Raw genomic sequence first — 16,474 nt, 5'->3', positions numbered from 1 at the left:
CCGCGACCAGGGAACCCAGGTCGAGGGTGTAGAGCTGCTTGTCCTTCAGCGTCTCCGGCACCTCGCCGTTGACGATGGCCTGGGCGAGACCCTCCACGACGGCGGTCTTACCGACGCCGGGCTCACCGATCAGGACCGGGTTGTTCTTGGTGCGGCGGCTCAGCACCTGCATGACACGCTCGATCTCCTTCGAGCGGCCGATGACGGGGTCGAGTTTGCCTTCGAGTGCGGCCTGGGTCAGGTTGCGCCCGAACTGGTCGAGGACCAGTGAGGTGGACGGGGTCCCGGACTCGCCGCGAGCGCCGGACTCCACCGCCTCCTTACCGCCCTGGTAGCCGGACAGCAGCTGGATGACCTGCTGCCGCACCCGGTTGAGGTCGGCGCCCAGCTTCACCAGCACCTGGGCCGCGACGCCTTCGCCCTCACGAATCAGGCCGAGCAGAATGTGCTCGGTGCCGATGTAGTTGTGGCCGAGCTGCAGCGCTTCGCGCAGGCTCAGCTCCAGCACCTTCTTGGCCCGGGGGGTGAAGGGGATGTGACCGGACGGCGCCTGCTGGCCCTGCCCGATGATCTCCTCCACCTGGCTGCGCACACCCTCGAGCGAAATTCCCAGCGACTCCAGGGACTTCGCCGCGACACCCTCACCCTCGTGGATCAGGCCCAGCAGGATGTGCTCGGTGCCGATGTAGTTGTGGTTGAGCATCCGAGCCTCTTCTTGGGCCAGGACAACGACCCGCCGCGCTCGGTCGGTGAACCTCTCGAACATCGCTCCCTCACTTCCTGCTCCGCTATCCACGGCATCCGGCGCTGCTGTTGTGCTTCGTGCTTCACACCTGTGGCGCCAGCCTGCCATGAAGCCCTGGGGTTGCATCCCCCGCCTCTACTGTAGTTGGCGGGGGTCACGGCCGTCGTCTGTCCACCCTATTGCGAACGGGCGACAACGCGAGTCATACCGTTCTAACGCGACTCCAACCCGGAACGTTTCCCCAGCGACTACGCCCACAGCTGAATTTTCCGCTTCCGCCTCGCGACCGCGGGTTCACGGCTCCGGGTACGGAACTATCCGGTGATCGGGGGGATGAAGTGGCAGGGCACCGGCTGCGGATCGTCCGGATCCAGGGCGTTGAGCGCGAACGCCGCCGCCCGGTCGCTGCCCGCGATGCCCGCGTGCTCCGAGTAGTCCGCCGCGCAGCCGTCCTGGACCACGATGTTCGTCGTCTTCGGCCCGGGCACCAGGGCGACGGTGTACGGCACCACCAGCTCGTCGTAGCGGGTCTCGATATTGGTGTAGGTGACCTCCGGGTCGTAGACGCCGTCGGCGTTCAGGGAGCGGATGAAATCCGCACTGCCCGTCATCTGCGCGCAGGCGGCACAGGGGCTCGCCCCCAGGGTGGCGTCGAAGGCCGGCCCCGCGCCCAGGCGCCGCGCGAAATCGCGAGCCGGGTCGATCACCGGGCCGAAGGTGCCCAGCCACGGCGCCGCGATCGCCACGAACTTGTCGACCTTGTCGGAACCGCCCAGTCGCTTCACGAAGTAGTTGCCCACCAGATTGCCCTGCGAATGCGCGATCAGATCGACCTTCGCGGCGCTGGTCGCCGCCAGCACCCGGTCCACGAACGCCGCCAGCTGCGCCGAACTGTCCTCGATCGGCCGCATGCCGCCGATCGCCGAGAGCGGCCACGGCAGATCGTAGGCGCCGTAGGTCAGCGAATAGACGCAATATCCCTCGTTGGCCAGCAGCGGCGCGTAGACGCCCCAGTTCGTCTGCGCCCCGCCGCCGGTGCCGTGCACCAGCACGACGGGTTCGGGGTGGGCGTCGCTGGGCCGGCACGACCAGTCGTCGGCGCCGGGCAGGGATCCACCCGGATTTCGCAGCTCGTACGGAATGCCGGAGAAGAAGTTGTAGTCCACCGGATAGTCGGCGTGGGCCGCGGCGGCGGTCACCCACAGAATGCTCGAGATCGCCGGAACGAGCGCGGCTCCGAGCGCTCGGCGCAGCAGACGCGCGATATGAGACGGCATCGGGGCCCCTCCCCAAAAAAAACTAGAACGTGTTTCAACACGCTAGCGGGAAAAGGGACCATTCGGATCGATACCGGCGGGTAACCGGAATCGCCGGTCACATCCGGCGGCCGGTATCAGAGGTCGCGGTGCGAGATGATGCCGTTCTGGATGGCCAGCGCCGCCAGCCGCACCCGCTTCTGATTCTGCGGCAGATCCTCGACGCCGAACTTCGAAAACAGCGCGCGCAGATGGGTTTTGATCGCATCCACGCTCAGGTACAACTCGTCGGCGATCTGCTGATTCGATGCGGGCGTGGCGAATTCGGTGTTGTCGCGATACGGGCGGCACAGCGCGATCAGTACCGCGCGCTGGGTATCGGTGAGCGATCGCGGACTCGGGACCGAGCCGACCGAGGTCCGGGTCGCATCGTCGACCGTGCCGGTGTAATCGTGGAACGACAGCGTCGAGGTACCGACCCGGATGCGGTCGCCGGCCTCGAGCCGGCGGCGGCCGGCCAGTCGCTCCCCGTTGACGAAGGTGCCGTTGCGCGACAGTCCGTCGTCGACGATCGTCCAGTGCGCGCCGAGATACTCCACGGCCGCATGGAGTCGCGACACCTCGGCGTCCCAGCCCAGCGACAGATCCGCCTGCGGCGAACGCCCGATGGTGATGCGCTGATGATCCGGGGTCAGCGTCAGTTCGCGCCGGCTGCCGGTGTCGTCGATGAACCGGAGAAATGATTCGTGAATGTCCGTCACCGCGTTGCTACCCCCACTCTCGTACCGCCAGTGACGTGGTCTGCATAGGCCCCATGGTGCCGCGCCGACGCGGCGGCGAGCAAGATCACCACGCCGGGGCCCTCCGCGCGCGACCGCGCAAAAATGCCGTCACCGCATCGAAATGCCGCTGCCGCCCGGACGTCGCACGATTCCTCCGGGCGGCAGCGGCACAAACGCAGCCGGGTCTTTTCGACCGCACTAGTTGTTGCGGCCGACTTCCTTGTGGTAGCTCTCCACGACATCGGCGGAGATGCGACCACGCGCGGAAACCTTGTGACCCTTGCGCCGCGCCCATTCCCGAATTGCCGCACTCTGTTCGCGATCCATGGAAACTCGGCCCTTCGGCACACCGGTGGTCGCACCGACCGGCTTGCTGCGCCGGCGACCGCTCACCCGACGGGCATTGGCGACCCACACGTCCAGCCCGTCACGCAGCTTCGCCGCATTCGCCGCGGACAGGTCGATCTCGTACGAAACACCGTCGATCGCGAACTCGATGGTCTCGTCCGCAATGGACTCACCATCGACATCGTCGATCAGGCTAACGGTGACCTTCTTTGCCATGCGATGAACGTCCTCTCGAAATCGTGCGACCCGGATACCAGGCCGATGCCCGAGTCGAGAATACCTCTAGATACGAAATTTCCAAGACGGGGAATCGGCATTCAAACCCGGCACTCAGCGACCGGACGGACGCACAATTGGGAAGAGTATGGTTTCCCGGATTCCGAGTCCGGTCAGTGCCATCAGCAAGCGGTCGATTCCCATACCGGTACCCGTTGTCGGCGGCATACCGTGTTCCATGGCGGCGAGGAAGTCCTCGTCCAGCCGCATGGCCTCGTCGTCACCAGCGGCGGCCAGTCTGGCCTGGTCGACAAAACGTTCCCGCTGCACGACCGGATCCACGAGTTCCGAATAGCCGGTGGCCAACTCGAATCCGCGGACATACAGATCCCACTTCTCCGTGACACCCGGCTTACTGCGGTGCTGCCGCGTCAGCGGCGACGTCTCCACCGGGAAGTCACGCACGAAAGTGGGGGCATAGAGCTTGTCGCCGAAGCTGTGTTCCCACAGTTCCTCGACAAGTTTGCCGTGGCCGTAACCCTTGTCCGGAGGAATTTCCAGACCGACCCGATCGGCCAGTGCGAGCAATTCCGGAACAGTAGTTTCCGGCGTTACCTCGACACCCAGCGAATCGGATAGCGAGGGATACATCTCGACGGTGTTCCACTCACCACTCAGATCGTATTCCGTACCGTCGGCGAGTGTGACGACCTGGGTGCCGAAGACCTCTTGCGCGACTTCCTGGATCAATTCCCGCATCATCAGCGCGGAATCGTCGTAGGTGCCGTAGGCCTCATAAGTTTCCAACATCGCGAACTCGGGCGAATGCGTCGAGTCGGCGCCCTCGTTACGGAAGTTGCGGTTGATCTCGAAGACCTTCTCGATCCCGCCCACCACACAGCGCTTCAGGAACAACTCCGGCGCGATGCGCAGATACAGATCCATATCCAGCGCATTGGAATGGGTGACGAACGGGCGCGCCGCCGCACCTCCGTGCAGGGTCTGCAGCATCGGCGTCTCGACCTCGAGGAAACCCCTGCGCTCCAACGCATTTCGCAGTGCGCGCACGGCCGCGATCCGGGTGCGGGCGTTCTCCCGCGCCTCCGGCCGCACGATGAGGTCGACATAGCGCTGCCGGACCCGCGACTCCTCGCTCAGCTCCTTGTGCGCCACCGGCAGCGGACGCAGCGATTTGGCCGCCATCGACCAGGAATCGGCCATCACGCTCAGTTCGCCGGTACGGGAGGAGATCACCTCGCCGTGCACGAAGACGAAATCACCCAGATCGACATCGGCCTTCCACGCCGCCAGCGCGTCGGCGCCGACCCCGTTCAGGCTGATCATCGCCTGCAGTTTGGTGCCGTCACCCTCCTGCAGCGTGGCGAAGCACAGTTTGCCGGTATTGCGCATGAAGATGACCCGGCCGGCCACACCGGCCTGCACTCCGGTGCTGGTGTCGGGCTCGAGGTCGGGATAGGCGGCGCGGATCTCGGCGAGGCTGTGGGTCCGCGGCACCACGACCGGATACGCCTCGACGCCCGCGTCGATCAGCCGCTCACGCTTCTCCCGGCGGATCCGCATCTGCTCGGGAACGTCGACTTCCGCTGCGGCAGGATGCGATTGCCCCGCAGGAGCCCGGCCCGCGGAGCCACCGGACGAAGGGCTGTTCGTGGTGCTCACAGCGAACCACCCTATCGTGCGCCGGAAATCGTTTCGCGCGCGCCCGACCCCCGCTCACCCGGGCGATTACAGCGAGACGAGTGCGTTGATCTCACCGGCCAGATGCGGTGCGCCGGCGGCTACCGACAGCAGCCCCGCGGCCTTTACCGCCTGATAGCCACCGACCAGATCGGTGGCCCGGTGCAGACCCAGTTGCTGCAGTGCCGCGGCCGCCAGACTCGACGTGTAGCCCTCCGAGCAGACGATCACCCATTCGCGATCGTGATCGGTGGCCAGTGCGAGCCGCGCGGAGCTGGTGGGGTCCAGCCGCCACTCCAGCACGTTGCGCTCGATCACCAGGGCGCCCGGCAGGGTGCCCTCCTTGACGCGCTGAGCCTGCGGGCGAATATCGACCAGCAGGGCGCCGCGCGCGATCGCCTCCGGCAATTCGAATGCGTACATGCGCGTCAATCGCGCACGCGCCGCCTCCAGCATGTCATTGATGGTGAGATGCGTGTGCGTCATTTCACATCGCCTTCGGGCTGGTCGGTGAGCACGGTACGGGTGCGCCGCAACGTTCCGTGGCCGGTCACTTCGTAATACGACATGGCGGACAGAGGTGGTGAATACGCGTGCACCGACAGCGTCGGATTCGACGGTTCGGGCACACCCGCGACGTGGTCCGGGGCACGCACCACGTCGTGCACCCAGCCGAGCGGGAACGAGGCCTGATCGCCGGCGGCGAGGGTGCGCTGACGCAATTCCTTACCGTTCCAGCGGAATTCCGAGAGCGCGCCGCTCAACACGGTCAACGCGCCGAGCGAGCCGGCATGGTCGTGTAATTCCGTCGACCGATCCGGCACCCAGCTGATCAACCAGACGTCGACCTCGTCGTCGGCGAGAAGGCGTACCGCCCAACGGTTTTCGATCGGCCACACCCCACCCGAGGGCAGCAGATGATCGAAGCGGCCGGCCAGTACGTCCTCGGCACCCTCGTCGGTCAGCCGCAGCAGATCGGCCGGACGCAGCCGGGTCGGCAACGCGGACGACACCGAGCGATCGGTGATCTCCGCGGCGAGCCGGTTGGCCGGACGCGCGGGCGGCAACTGCCCCGTCCGGCGACGCGCGGCGTCAGCGCTCGCGGCGGAGGTAACAGCAGAGGTGATTACAGAGGAACGCATGAGCGAAGCTCCAGGAGTAGTGGATGGCCGAGGGCGGATACGCAGCCTCGACAATCAGCCGAGGCGAATCAGCCTCGACAACACTCCTGGGTGCTCACGCGGAAAGTCACGAGCCGAAGTCTAGCAGGGTGGTCGGCGCGCGCAAGGGCGGTGTGTTCCACCCCACAGCGCGCCGGTCACGGGCGGCGTCGCTGCTGGTTGCGCTCGTAGACCAGGCGCAGGCCGTCCAGCGTCAGATGCGGCTCGTGGTGATCGATGGTCTCGGATTCGGGGACGATCAGCGGTGCGGTCGGGCCCGTCGCCACCACCGACACGTCGTCACCGGCGAAGGCGTCGAGCTCGTCGCGGATGCGGTCGATCAAGCCGTCGACCAGCCCGGCGAAGCCGAACACCGCACCGGACTGCATGCATTCCATGCTGTTCTTACCCACCACCGAACGCGGGCGGGCCAGCTCCGCGCGTCGCAGCGCACTGCGCGCCACCAGCGCCTCGGTGGAGATCTCCACCCCGGGAGCGATCGTCCCGCCGAGGAATTCCCCCTTCGCCGACACCAGGTCGACACAGATGGCGGTACCGAAATCGACCACGATCGCCGGCGAATCGAAACGATGATATGCCGCAAGGCAATTCACGATCCGATCGGCGCCGACCTCTTTCGGATTGTCGACCAGCAGCGGAATTCCGGTGCGCACACCGGGTTCCACCAGCACGTGCGGCACGTGCGACCAGTAGCGGCCCAACATGGTTCGCAACTCCCGCAGCACCGGCGGCACCGTCGACAGGGCCGACACCCCGACCACCTGATCCAGCCGCTCACCCACCAAACCCCGTACCTGCATGGCGAATTCGTCGGCGGTCAGCAACGGATTGGTGTGCACACGCCAGGTGTGCGCCAGTTCCGCATGCGCACCACTACCCGAGAACAGGCCGATCTCGATACTGGTGTTGCGGACGTCGATCGTCAGCAGCATCCTCGCCCCGCTGCCCGCGGCTCAGGCGAAGGTCAGCGAGCGCGGCGAGGTCAACCCCGAACCCTCCGGGGCGTGCGCCGGGTCCGAACCCAGCTCCACCGGACGGTTGCGGTCGTCGACGAACACCACCCGCGGCTGGTACTCGCGCAGCTCGGCCTCGTCCATCATGCCGTAGGCGATCAGGATGACGAGATCACCCGGATTCACCAGATGCGCTGCGGCGCCGTTGATTCCGATCACGCCCGAACCGCGCTCACCGGCGATCACATAGGTTTCCAGCCGAGCGCCGTTGTCGATATCGACGATGCAGACCTGCTCGCCCTCGAGCAGATCGGCCGCATCCATCAGATCCGGGTCCACGGTCACCGAACCCACATAGTGCAGATCGGCGTGAGTCACCGTGGCACGGTGGATCTTCGACTTCATCATGGTGCGCAACATCGTGGTCGCCTTTCCTATGCGTCGGCCTGGGCAGGCTGGAAATCGGGGATAGCGTTGTGGCCGCCCGCGGCGGGGACGGTGACGGGCACGTTGTCGATCAAACGGGTGGCGCCGATGCGGGCGGCCACCAGTAGACGAGCGTTCCCGCTGCTCGGAATGGGGCCCAGATCCGCACCGCGCAACTCCAGGTAGTCGACGTCGACACCGGACGCGACGTCGAGCACCGAACGGGCCGCGGCCACCACCGCGTCGGGACCCCGCCCCGCCGCATGCCGGCCCGCGGCCAACGCGGCCGAAAGCGTGATCGCCAACTCGCGCTGCTGCTCGTCCAGATAGCGGTTGCGCGAGGACAGCGCCAAGCCGTCGGATTCGCGCACCGTCGGGACCGGGACGATCTCGACGTCGAAATTCAGATCCCGGACCATCTGCCGGATCAGAGTCAGCTGCTGATAGTCCTTCTCGCCGAAGAACGCCTCGTGCGGACGGACGATCTGCAGCAGTTTCGCCACCACCGTCAGCATTCCGGCGAAGTGGGTCGGACGGCTGGCGCCCTCCAACTCGGCGCCGAGCGGTCCCGGATGGACCGAGGTCCGCGGACCCTCCGGATACATCTGGGCCACGCTCGGCGCGAACACCAGCGCCACGCCCTCCGCACGCAACAGCGCCACATCGCTGTCGAGTGTGCGCGGATACTTGTCGAAGTCCTCGTTCTCGCCGAACTGCAGCGGATTGACGAAGATCGACACCACCACCACCTGATTCGTGCGCTTGGCGCGGCGCACCAACTCCAGATGGCCCTCGTGCAGGGCACCCATCGTCGGCACCAGCGCGACCGTGCGCCCCACCCCGCGCAGCGCGGAGGTCACCGCCGAGAGCCCGGCCGGCTCGTGCACCACCGTCAGCTCGCCCGGGCGATACAGGGTGCGCAACTGCTCCGGGGTCAGTTTCTTCGCTCGCGAATTCGACATCAGTGTCCCTCCAGCAGGCCGATCAGATCCGGACTCGTGCGGGCCAGCTGCGCCGTCCGCAGCGACATCGCGCGATAGCCCTCGGCCAGCTCCGGATCGGCCGCGGCCAGTGCCTCCAGGTGCGCCGACACCGCGAGGGCGTCACCACGCGCCACCGGACCGGTCAACGCGGGCAGACCACGGCGCAGCGCATTGTCCAGCGCCGCCGAGGCCAGCGGTGCCAGCATCCGCTCCGCCAAACCGTTGGGCTGCTCATCGACCACCTGCTGTCCCAGCAGGCCCGGGCCGTCCAGCGCCGCCCGCAACGCCGCCACCGCATCGACGATCAGGGTGACCAGATGATTACTGCCGTGCGCGAGCGCCGCGTGATACAGCGCCCGGTTCTCCTCCGGCACCCGCACCGGTTCGCCGCCCATCTCGATCACCAGCGACTGCGCGATCGCATAACCGATCTCGTCGGCCGCCGTGATACCGAAACACGCATTCGCCAAGCGGGCGGTGTCCTCGTCGTGGCCGGTGAAGGTCATCGCCGGATGAATCGCCAGCGGGCGGACACCGGTCAGCGGGGACAGGACGGCCACGCCGTTCGCCCCCGAGGTATGCGCGACGATCGTTCCCGGGCGGACCACCCGCGACGCCGCCAAACCGGCCACCAGACCGGGCAGTTCATTGTCCGGTACCGCCAGGATCAGCAGTTCGCTGCGGGCCGCGATCTCCTCCACCGGCAAGATCCGCGCCTCCGGCAACCGCGTGCGCGCCCGATGCCGCGACGCGTCGGAAATCGCGGACACCCCGAACACCACATGCCCGGCACGCTCCAGCGCGACACCCAGCGCCGAACCCACCCGGCCCGCCGACACGATGCCGACCGTCAGCCGAGCCGGCGCCGGATCGGAGCCGGAAACAGCGGATGAGCCCGATGCCGCGGGCGCGGCGGGGCGCGATGAATCGGCCTCGTCGGGCCGCGAAAAATCGGAGGTCACCGTTGTCCTCTCGGAAGGCGTTCCAGTCCCGCATGGCGGGTACCGGACGTTACGAGTCGAGAATAGGTAGTGACCGGGGGCGCTGCCAGAGGACCCGCGCGTGATATTTCCCTCAGTATCTTTGGCCTGCGCTTCGCTCCGGCGGGGGTCTCGGCCCCCTGGGCCTCGATTTTTCCCTCCTCCGCTCAGTCGCTGCGCTCCTTCGCTCCGTCAGTCCAAAATCGAGGCGGGCCGAGACCCACCAAGGTTTACGGCTCGTGGATGTGAACGTGATCGGTATTCGAGGGCCGAACGCGATCGGATTTCGAGCGCCGAGGGGCGGACGGCTCGTGGTGTGTGCCTCGAACGAGGCGGCGGAAAAACCGTCGGGGTGTACATCGTTTCGATGTACACCCCGACGGATGGCCTACTCGGCGAAGCTGGGCCCTACGCGGCCTTGCGGGCGGGTTCGCTGCGGTAGCGGGAGGTGGGGCCGTGGATGCCCAGAAGGCGCCAGGCGACCTTGGCTACGGGGTTCATCAGGCCGCTGGTGGTGGCCAGCGCGCGGACGTCGCCGAAGATGTCGCGCATGGTGACCTGGGACTCCGCGCTACCCCAGTAGGCCTCGCGCATCACCTCAGCGGGGATGTCGAACTTCTCCACGAACTCCTTGGGCGGAGTCATGATCATGTCGAGCATGATTCGCATCGCGGTCGGGAAGAGCAGCGACAGCAGGAATTTCGTGGCCGGATTCATGCCGGGCACATTGCGGCGCAGATATTCGTGTGCGAACGAGATGTGGCGGGCCTCTTCGGCCACGTGGATCTGCATCACCCGCTGCACCATCGGATGCAGGTCGGTACCGGCGCGCAGCAGCGACTTCTGCAGGTGGTCGATGGGTTCCTCACCGCCGAGGATCATCGTGAAGAACAGTTCCGGAAAATACTTCACGGCCGGCCAGATGATCATGGTGAGTTTGCGGTCGACGGTGCCCATGCCGACCACATCCTCGCCGATGCGGTTGATCATCTCCTGGAACATCATCGTGTGGTTGCACTCTTCAGCCGCCTCGTGTGTCACGTAGCGGAATTCCGGATCACCGTTGGGCACCGACACCAGGTACTGCATCAGGCCGCGGATGAGCAGCTGTTCGAAATCCAGGCCGACCTTGGCGATACCGGCCTGCCGCCACATACCCATCGCGATCTGGCGTTCCACCGGCTGCGCCTTGTACCAGGGGTGGCGGCCCAGCGGATCCTCGTCCGGCATGACCCAGCGGGTGTCGGTCGGATCGACCGCGAATTCCGGTGAGTCCCAATCGATGTCGACATAGGGGTCGAAGTTCTTGTGCACCGACCCCTCGGACAGACCACGCAGGATCTCGTGATACTCGGGATCGGCCGACGTGTTCTTTACAGCAGTGGACAGCATCTTCGGTGTCTCCTTCGCATGCTTCTCCTGCGAAAGTTACCGATACTGCGCGTCACATGCAACATGTTTCACGGCCGCCGTCGCGGGCATTACGACGAACTGTTCTGCTCCGATCGCAGATTCGCCATGATTTCCGCGACGGTGATCTTGCGTCCCGGCTGATCCTCGTCGGAATCGGCGTGGCGACGACGGCGGGAACCGGCGGTACCCATGGTCGTCGCCGGTTGGAGGGGAGCCAGCCGCGGCACCGAGGAATTCGGGCGCGAGTCGCCGGATCCGACGGAGTCCGCCGTCGCCGGCTGGGACGTTTCGTTCGCCGACGCGGTGCCGGATTTCACCGCGGTCGCGCCGGTACCGGCCTGCCCGTCACGGGCCGGCTGGGCGGATGCTGATCCGGCAGCCTCGGCCTTCGACGATTCGGGCTTCGAGGATCCGGCCTTCGACGATTCGGACTCCGACGATTCGGATTCCGGCGATCGAGGCTGCGACGATTCGGGTGCCGAGGGATCCGGCTGCCCGGACTCCGCGGTCGCGCCCAAGCGGTCGCGATCGACTTCGTTATCCGGGTCTTCGTCATCCGCCGACCGGACGGGCGATTCCCCCTCCTCATCCGACGCCTCCGCCGACACCACGGCGGTCTCCGCCGTCACCGGATCGTCGTACGGACTGGCGAAGGCCGGGGGTTCGGGATGGTCGGGATCGAAGACCGGCGAGACCACGTGCAGCGGCACGGCCGGTGCACTCCAGGCGTCCCAGGTATCGGTTTCCTGCGAGCTACCGTTCGCCACGGTGGCGCGGGTGAGCGCTTGCACGCGCACAGCCTCGGCGCGCAGCGCCGGTCGGTCGACCAGTAGGTCACCGTCGAACAGTCGCTGCAGGCTTTCGCGCAATACGGTCAGTTCGCCCCGCAGCGCGGCCAGTTCGGCGGCGTCCGCGCCGACCTCCCGGCGCACCCGTGATTCGACGCCGAGTTCGTATTCGCGCCGGGCGGTGATCTCGCGTTCGAGCTGCAACTCGTAGACCTTCTGCAGGTCACGAGCCTTGGCCTGATCGATCGCCGCATCCCGGCGATAGCGGGTCGCCGCCAGCGCGGCCACCGCGGCGGCCCACAGAGCCGCGACCAAACCGACCCGGACCAACTGCACATTGTTGCTGAAAATCAGAAACACACTGGCAATCAGACCGAGCAGAATTAATACGCCGACGACGATTTTTCCCGCGTTGTCCCGCTGTCGCGGGGAAGCACTGCTACGGGAGGGTGAAACCATGTCCGCAAGGGTAACTCGAATAGCGGATTTCGGCGCGCACCTGGTCCGGAACTCGACCCAATCGTGTTAGCTATGAGGTAGCTGGCTCGTCTGGTGGCTCGTGTGGCGCGCGGCAGCAATACTCCAGCCACAGCGCGGCGGCGACCAACACCACACCGGCGATCAGACCCACGATGGCGCCGGGGGTGTCGGAGGCGGCCGCGCGCATATCCGAGCGCTGCGGCAGCACCCAGATCAGGAAGCCCAGCCACACGCCGGCCGCCAGGGAACCCACCTGCGCCGAGGCCTTCGCCAGCGCCACCGCGCGGGCCGCGGTGATCGGATGCAACTGTTTCGGACCGTCACCGATGCGGTGATCACCGACGCGGGCGCGAATCACGAACGCCAGCACCGCTTCCACGGCGGCCACCGGATACAGCGAGGCACTCGCGATCACCGTGATCGGCGGAAAAGTCGAATAGGCCCAGCGAGTCGCCACCCACGCCACCGCGGCGGCGATAAGGACGTTCGCGAGCAGATCCAGAATCTTGGTCGGCCTCATGACATTCATGACCAGCCACCGATCATCGTTGCGCCGCGGACAGCGACAGGTCGGTGAGCCGGACGCCGTCGATCTCGTCCGGGTCGAGCTCGGCCAGCAGATCCCGGATCGGACGGGTCCGGCCGTCGACCTCCAGCGTCGCATCGGGTTCGACCTCGGCCCACGGCACCAGGACGAACGCGCGGTTGTGCGCCTGCGGATGCGGCAATGTCAGTTCCGGATCCGCACTGGTCACCGGGCGCAGCCCGTCGGGGCGGCGCTCGGCACACCAGATCACGTCGACATCCAGAGTTCTTGCGCCCCACCGGATCTCGCGGACACGCCCGGACCGCTGCTCGAGCTGCTGTCCGCGTTCGAGCCAGTCGCGCGGCCCCAGCTCCGAATCCTCCACCACGACAACGGCATTGAGATAGTCCTCCTGCGGCACTCCACCCCACGGCGCGGTCGAGTACACCGGTGACACCGCGACCAGCTGCGACCTCAGCGCCTCCACCACACTGCGGAGATGGGCGAGCCGATCCCCCAGATTGGACCCGATCGACAGCACCGCACGGCTCATCCGGCCACCTCCGGGGCCGGCGGTACTTCTCGCCGCCTGGTGGCCACCACGCGAACATCGGCGAAGGCGTGCGGAATCGGCGCCGACGGCTTGTGCACGACCACCTCCGCGGCGACGACGCGCTCGTCGCGCATCACATCGTCGGCGATCTCGGCGGCGACGGACTCGATCAGATTGCGCGGCGGGCCGGAGACGATCGCGACCGCGCGTTGCGCCAGCTCACCGTAGTCGACGGTGGCCGACAGCTCATCGGTCGCGGCCGCTTTCGCGAAATCCAGCCAGAGGGTGATGTCGACCAGGAATTCCTGGCCGTCGCGGCGCTCGAAGTCGAAGCAGCCGTGGTGACCGTAGGCGCGCAGACCGCGCAGCTCGATGCGATCGGTACTCACTCGCTCCCCTGATGATGTGAACCGGATTCGGCGGCCCGCCGCTCTCTCGACTCGGCGGCCCGCCGCTCTCTCGACTCGGCGGCCCGCCGCTCTCTCGACTCGGCGGCCCGCCGCCAGGCATCCGCGACGGCGATGGCGTCGAGCGACGACCGCACATCGTGCACTCGCACACCCCACGCGCCGTGCTGGGCGGCCAAGGCCGAGATGGTGGCGGTGGCGACCTCCCGCCCGTCGGGCGGACGTGGTCCGGACTCGTCGGCCAGCAGCGAACCCAGGAAACGCTTGCGGGAGGCGCCGACCAGAATCGGCAACCCCTGCGCCGTCAGTTCCGGCAGTGCGCCCAGCAGGGCCCAGTTGTGCTCGGCGTTCTTGGCGAAGCCGAGGCCCGGGTCCAGGACGAGCCGGCTCGGATGCACGCCCGCCGCCATGGCCAGATCCACCTGCGCCGAAAGTTCGGCCAGCACTTCGCGCACCACGTCGTCGTAATGGTCGGCCGGGCCGATGTGGCGATGGTCGGCATTCGCCCGCCAGTGCATCAGAATCCACGGGATCTCCGCGGCGGCAACGACTTTCACCATCTCGGCATCCGCGCGACCACCGGAGACGTCGTTGACCACGCTCACTCCGGCGTCGATCGCGGCGGCGGCGACGCCGGCCCGCATGGTGTCCACGCTGGTCGGCACGCCGGCCTCGACCAGGCCGCGAATCACCGGGACCACCCGCTGCGCCTCGGTCTCGGGATCGATGCGCACGGCGCCCGGACGGGTGGATTCACCGCCCACATCGATGATGTCGGCGCCCGCCTCGTACAGCCGCACCCCGTGGGCGACCGCGACCGCCGGATCGAGGTAGCGGCCACCGTCGGAGAAGGAGTCGCTGGTGACGTTCACCACGCCCATCACCACGCACGAGCGCCCGGCCCGAGGAGTGATCACTGCGCTCATGGGCGCTCGCTCATTTGCGCAGGATCAGGTCGAGGGCCTCGGCGCGCGAGGAGGCGTTGGTCTGCAGCAGGCCACGTACCGCGGAGGTGGTGGTGCTGGCGCCCGGCTTGCGGATGCCGCGCATCGCCATGCACAGGTGCTCGGCCTCGACCACCACGATGGCGCCGCGCGGATCCAGCTTCCGCATCACCGCGTCGGCGATCTGGCTGGTCAGCCGCTCCTGGACCTGCGGCCGCTTGGCGTACAGGTCGACCAGGCGGGCCAGTTTGGACAGACCCGTGACCCGCCCCTGCGGACCCGGGATGTACCCGACGTGCGCGACACCGTGGAAGGACACCAGGTGGTGTTCGCAGGTCGAATACATCGGGATGTCGCGCACCAGCACCAATTCCTGATGCCCTTCGTCGAAGGTGGTGTTGAGCACCGAATCCGGTTCCACGTACAGACCCGCGAACATCTCACGGTAGGCGCGCGCGACCCGGGCGGGGGTATCGATCAGACCGGGGCGGTCGGGATCCTCACCGACCGCGACCAGTAGTTCCCGGACCGCGGCCTCGGCCCGCTTCTGATCGAAGGGCCGGCCGGTACCCAGCGCGATCGGGGCCGGCTCCGTCACCACGGCGGCACCCGAAGCCGACGCCGAATCGGACCCAGCCGGAGCGCTGTTGTTGGCCGACATACGAGGACACCTCCACAATCACGTAAATCAACGCGCCGACAGCGCGGTTCGACCGTCGAGCCTAATCGCAGCCGGTCAGCGGTGGCTGTTCGGTCCGTCCCAATCGCCGTGATCCTGGGTGCCGTTCTGCGTCGAACCCTCCTGATCTCCGGACCACTCGGGCCGGCGATGACCACCGCCGTAGCGCTGGGGCTCGCCGTATCCCTGGGAGTCGCCGCCGTAGCCACCGCCGTACTCCGGCTGCTGCGGCGAACCGCCCGCGGACGGATCCTCCTGCGGCGGCCAGCCCGGAGCCGACCAGCCGGCGGGAGCGCCGTAGTCCGGCCGGGAGCCGTGCGTACCCTGCCGCGGCGGATATCCGGGGCCGTTCGCGGGCCGCGGGTAGTTACCGGGCTGCGGCGCCGGATAGCCGTAACCGGGGGTCGGAGCCGGGGCCGGGTTGCGATGGCCCTCCTGCGGATAGCCGTTGGCCGGCACCGGCTGCGGAGCGGGCCGGCTCGGCTTACGGGACTCGGCCTCCTCCTCCGGCCACGGTTCACCGCGTTCGGCGGCGAGTTCGCGCGGGGTCTTCACCGGCGGCCGGTCCGAGGGCACACGCTCACCGAAATCGTTGAAGGCGGTGATGCGCGGACGCTTGTCGACGGTGGCGAGCACCTGTTCGAGATCCTTGCGGTGCAGGGTCTCGCGCTCCAGCAGCGCGGTGGCCAGCGCGTCGAGTTCGTCACGATATTCGTTGAGGATCGCCCAGGCCTCGGTGTGCGCGGCCTCGATGAGGTTGCGCACCTCCTCGTCGATCTCGCGGGCCACCTCGTGCGAGTAGTCCGAGCCGGTGCCCATCGTGCGGCCCAGGAACGGATCGCCCTGTTCCTGCCCGTAGCGCACCGCGCCCAGCCGGGCACTCATGCCGTATTCGGTGACCATCGCACGCGCGATCTTGGTCGCCTGGTCGATATCGGAGGAGGCGCCGGTGGTCGGCTCGTGGAAGACCAGTTCCTCGGCCGCGCGGCCACCCATCGCCATCACCAGGCGGGCGATCATCTCCGAGCGGGTCATCAGGCCCTTGTCGTCCTCGGGCACGGTCATGGCGTGGCCGCCGGTGCGACCGCGGGCCAGGATGGTGACCTTGTAGACGGA

The 16,474-nt window shown here is 67.3% G+C and carries 18 protein-coding genes and 1 pseudogene; all 19 read right to left on the bottom strand.

Translation table 11 applies throughout. The features are described from left to right. The coding region (locus IRT45_RS34235; protein ID WP_305082334.1) for a Clp protease N-terminal domain-containing protein at positions 1-766 on the bottom strand (766 nt) is incomplete at its 3' end. A gap of 293 nt (positions 767-1,059) precedes the next feature. Continuing rightward, the gene (locus tag IRT45_RS34230; RefSeq protein ID WP_228535879.1) at positions 1,060-2,022 is read right to left on the bottom strand and encodes a triacylglycerol lipase; all 963 of its coding nucleotides are present in this window, start codon (positions 2,020-2,022) and stop codon (positions 1,060-1,062) included. 116 nt (positions 2,023-2,138) lie between these two features. Beyond that, entirely contained in the window at positions 2,139-2,762 is a 624-nt protein-coding gene (locus tag IRT45_RS34225; protein WP_194809912.1) for an FHA domain-containing protein, read from the bottom strand. Between the two features lie 219 nt (positions 2,763-2,981). Further along, positions 2,982-3,347, bottom strand: a complete 366-nt coding sequence (locus tag IRT45_RS34220) for an Lsr2 family protein (RefSeq protein ID WP_194809911.1) — start codon at positions 3,345-3,347, stop codon at positions 2,982-2,984. A 114-nt stretch (positions 3,348-3,461) separates the two neighbouring features. Further along, positions 3,462-4,928 (bottom strand): lysine--tRNA ligase, encoded by a 1,467-nt coding sequence (gene lysS / locus IRT45_RS34215; RefSeq protein ID WP_194809914.1) that lies wholly within the window; start codon positions 4,926-4,928, stop codon positions 3,462-3,464. 165 nt (positions 4,929-5,093) lie between these two features. Then, positions 5,094-5,531 (bottom strand): rhodanese-like domain-containing protein, encoded by a 438-nt coding sequence (locus IRT45_RS34210; protein WP_036497453.1) that lies wholly within the window; start codon positions 5,529-5,531, stop codon positions 5,094-5,096. Then, positions 5,528-6,187 (bottom strand): cysteine dioxygenase, encoded by a 660-nt coding sequence (locus IRT45_RS34205; protein WP_194809910.1) that lies wholly within the window; start codon positions 6,185-6,187, stop codon positions 5,528-5,530. The genes IRT45_RS34210 and IRT45_RS34205 overlap by 4 nt, the downstream gene beginning before the upstream one ends. Before the next feature lie 176 nt (positions 6,188-6,363). Next, positions 6,364-7,158 carry a type III pantothenate kinase gene (locus tag IRT45_RS34200; protein WP_062994537.1) on the bottom strand — a complete coding sequence of 265 codons (795 nt, stop codon included), beginning with the start codon at positions 7,156-7,158 and terminating at the stop codon, positions 6,364-6,366. A 21-nt stretch (positions 7,159-7,179) separates the two neighbouring features. After that, positions 7,180-7,599: an aspartate 1-decarboxylase gene (panD, locus tag IRT45_RS34195; RefSeq protein WP_030517343.1), complete on the bottom strand. Its 420-nt coding sequence runs from the start codon at positions 7,597-7,599 to the stop codon at positions 7,180-7,182. A gap of 14 nt (positions 7,600-7,613) precedes the next feature. Then, entirely contained in the window at positions 7,614-8,567 is a 954-nt protein-coding gene (gene panC / locus IRT45_RS34190) for a pantoate--beta-alanine ligase (RefSeq protein WP_194809909.1), read from the bottom strand. Beyond that, positions 8,567-9,442 carry a DUF2520 domain-containing protein gene (locus IRT45_RS34185; protein ID WP_228535883.1) on the bottom strand — a complete coding sequence of 292 codons (876 nt, stop codon included), beginning with the start codon at positions 9,440-9,442 and terminating at the stop codon, positions 8,567-8,569. The genes panC and IRT45_RS34185 overlap by 1 nt, the downstream gene beginning before the upstream one ends. Positions 9,443-9,976: 534 nt before the next feature. Continuing rightward, entirely contained in the window at positions 9,977-10,960 is a 984-nt protein-coding gene (locus IRT45_RS34180) for a diiron oxygenase (protein WP_194809907.1), read from the bottom strand. An 89-nt stretch (positions 10,961-11,049) separates the two neighbouring features. Then, positions 11,050-12,228, bottom strand: coding sequence for a DUF6779 domain-containing protein (locus IRT45_RS34175; protein WP_194809906.1), 1,179 nt, complete (start codon positions 12,226-12,228; stop codon positions 11,050-11,052). Between the two features lie 70 nt (positions 12,229-12,298). Continuing rightward, the gene (locus IRT45_RS34170; RefSeq protein WP_194809913.1) at positions 12,299-12,769 is read right to left on the bottom strand and encodes a DUF3180 domain-containing protein; all 471 of its coding nucleotides are present in this window, start codon (positions 12,767-12,769) and stop codon (positions 12,299-12,301) included. A 22-nt stretch (positions 12,770-12,791) separates the two neighbouring features. Next, positions 12,792-13,328: a 2-amino-4-hydroxy-6-hydroxymethyldihydropteridine diphosphokinase gene (folK, locus tag IRT45_RS34165; RefSeq protein ID WP_194809905.1), complete on the bottom strand. Its 537-nt coding sequence runs from the start codon at positions 13,326-13,328 to the stop codon at positions 12,792-12,794. Further along, on the bottom strand, positions 13,325-13,717 hold the full coding sequence (gene folB, locus IRT45_RS34160) for a dihydroneopterin aldolase (RefSeq protein WP_194809904.1): 393 nt from the start codon (positions 13,715-13,717) through the stop codon (positions 13,325-13,327). The genes folK and folB overlap by 4 nt, the downstream gene beginning before the upstream one ends. Continuing rightward, a complete protein-coding gene (gene folP, locus IRT45_RS34155) occupies positions 13,714-14,661 on the bottom strand; it encodes a dihydropteroate synthase (protein ID WP_194809903.1) in 948 nt (315 codons plus the stop codon). Before folP ends, folB begins: the two co-directional genes overlap by 4 nt. A gap of 10 nt (positions 14,662-14,671) precedes the next feature. Then, entirely contained in the window at positions 14,672-15,340 is a 669-nt protein-coding gene (gene folE / locus IRT45_RS34150; protein ID WP_194809902.1) for a GTP cyclohydrolase I FolE, read from the bottom strand. 75 nt (positions 15,341-15,415) lie between these two features. Then, positions 15,416-16,474 (bottom strand): annotated as a pseudogene (locus tag IRT45_RS34145) (cell division protein FtsH); the annotation flags it as partial.

The organism is Nocardia sp. BSTN01 (assembly GCF_015354405.1).
Lineage (GTDB): Bacteria > Actinomycetota > Actinomycetes > Mycobacteriales > Mycobacteriaceae > Nocardia.
Note: the sequence above shows the minus strand (reverse complement) of the source record. Positions and strands in the feature narration are given on the sequence as shown.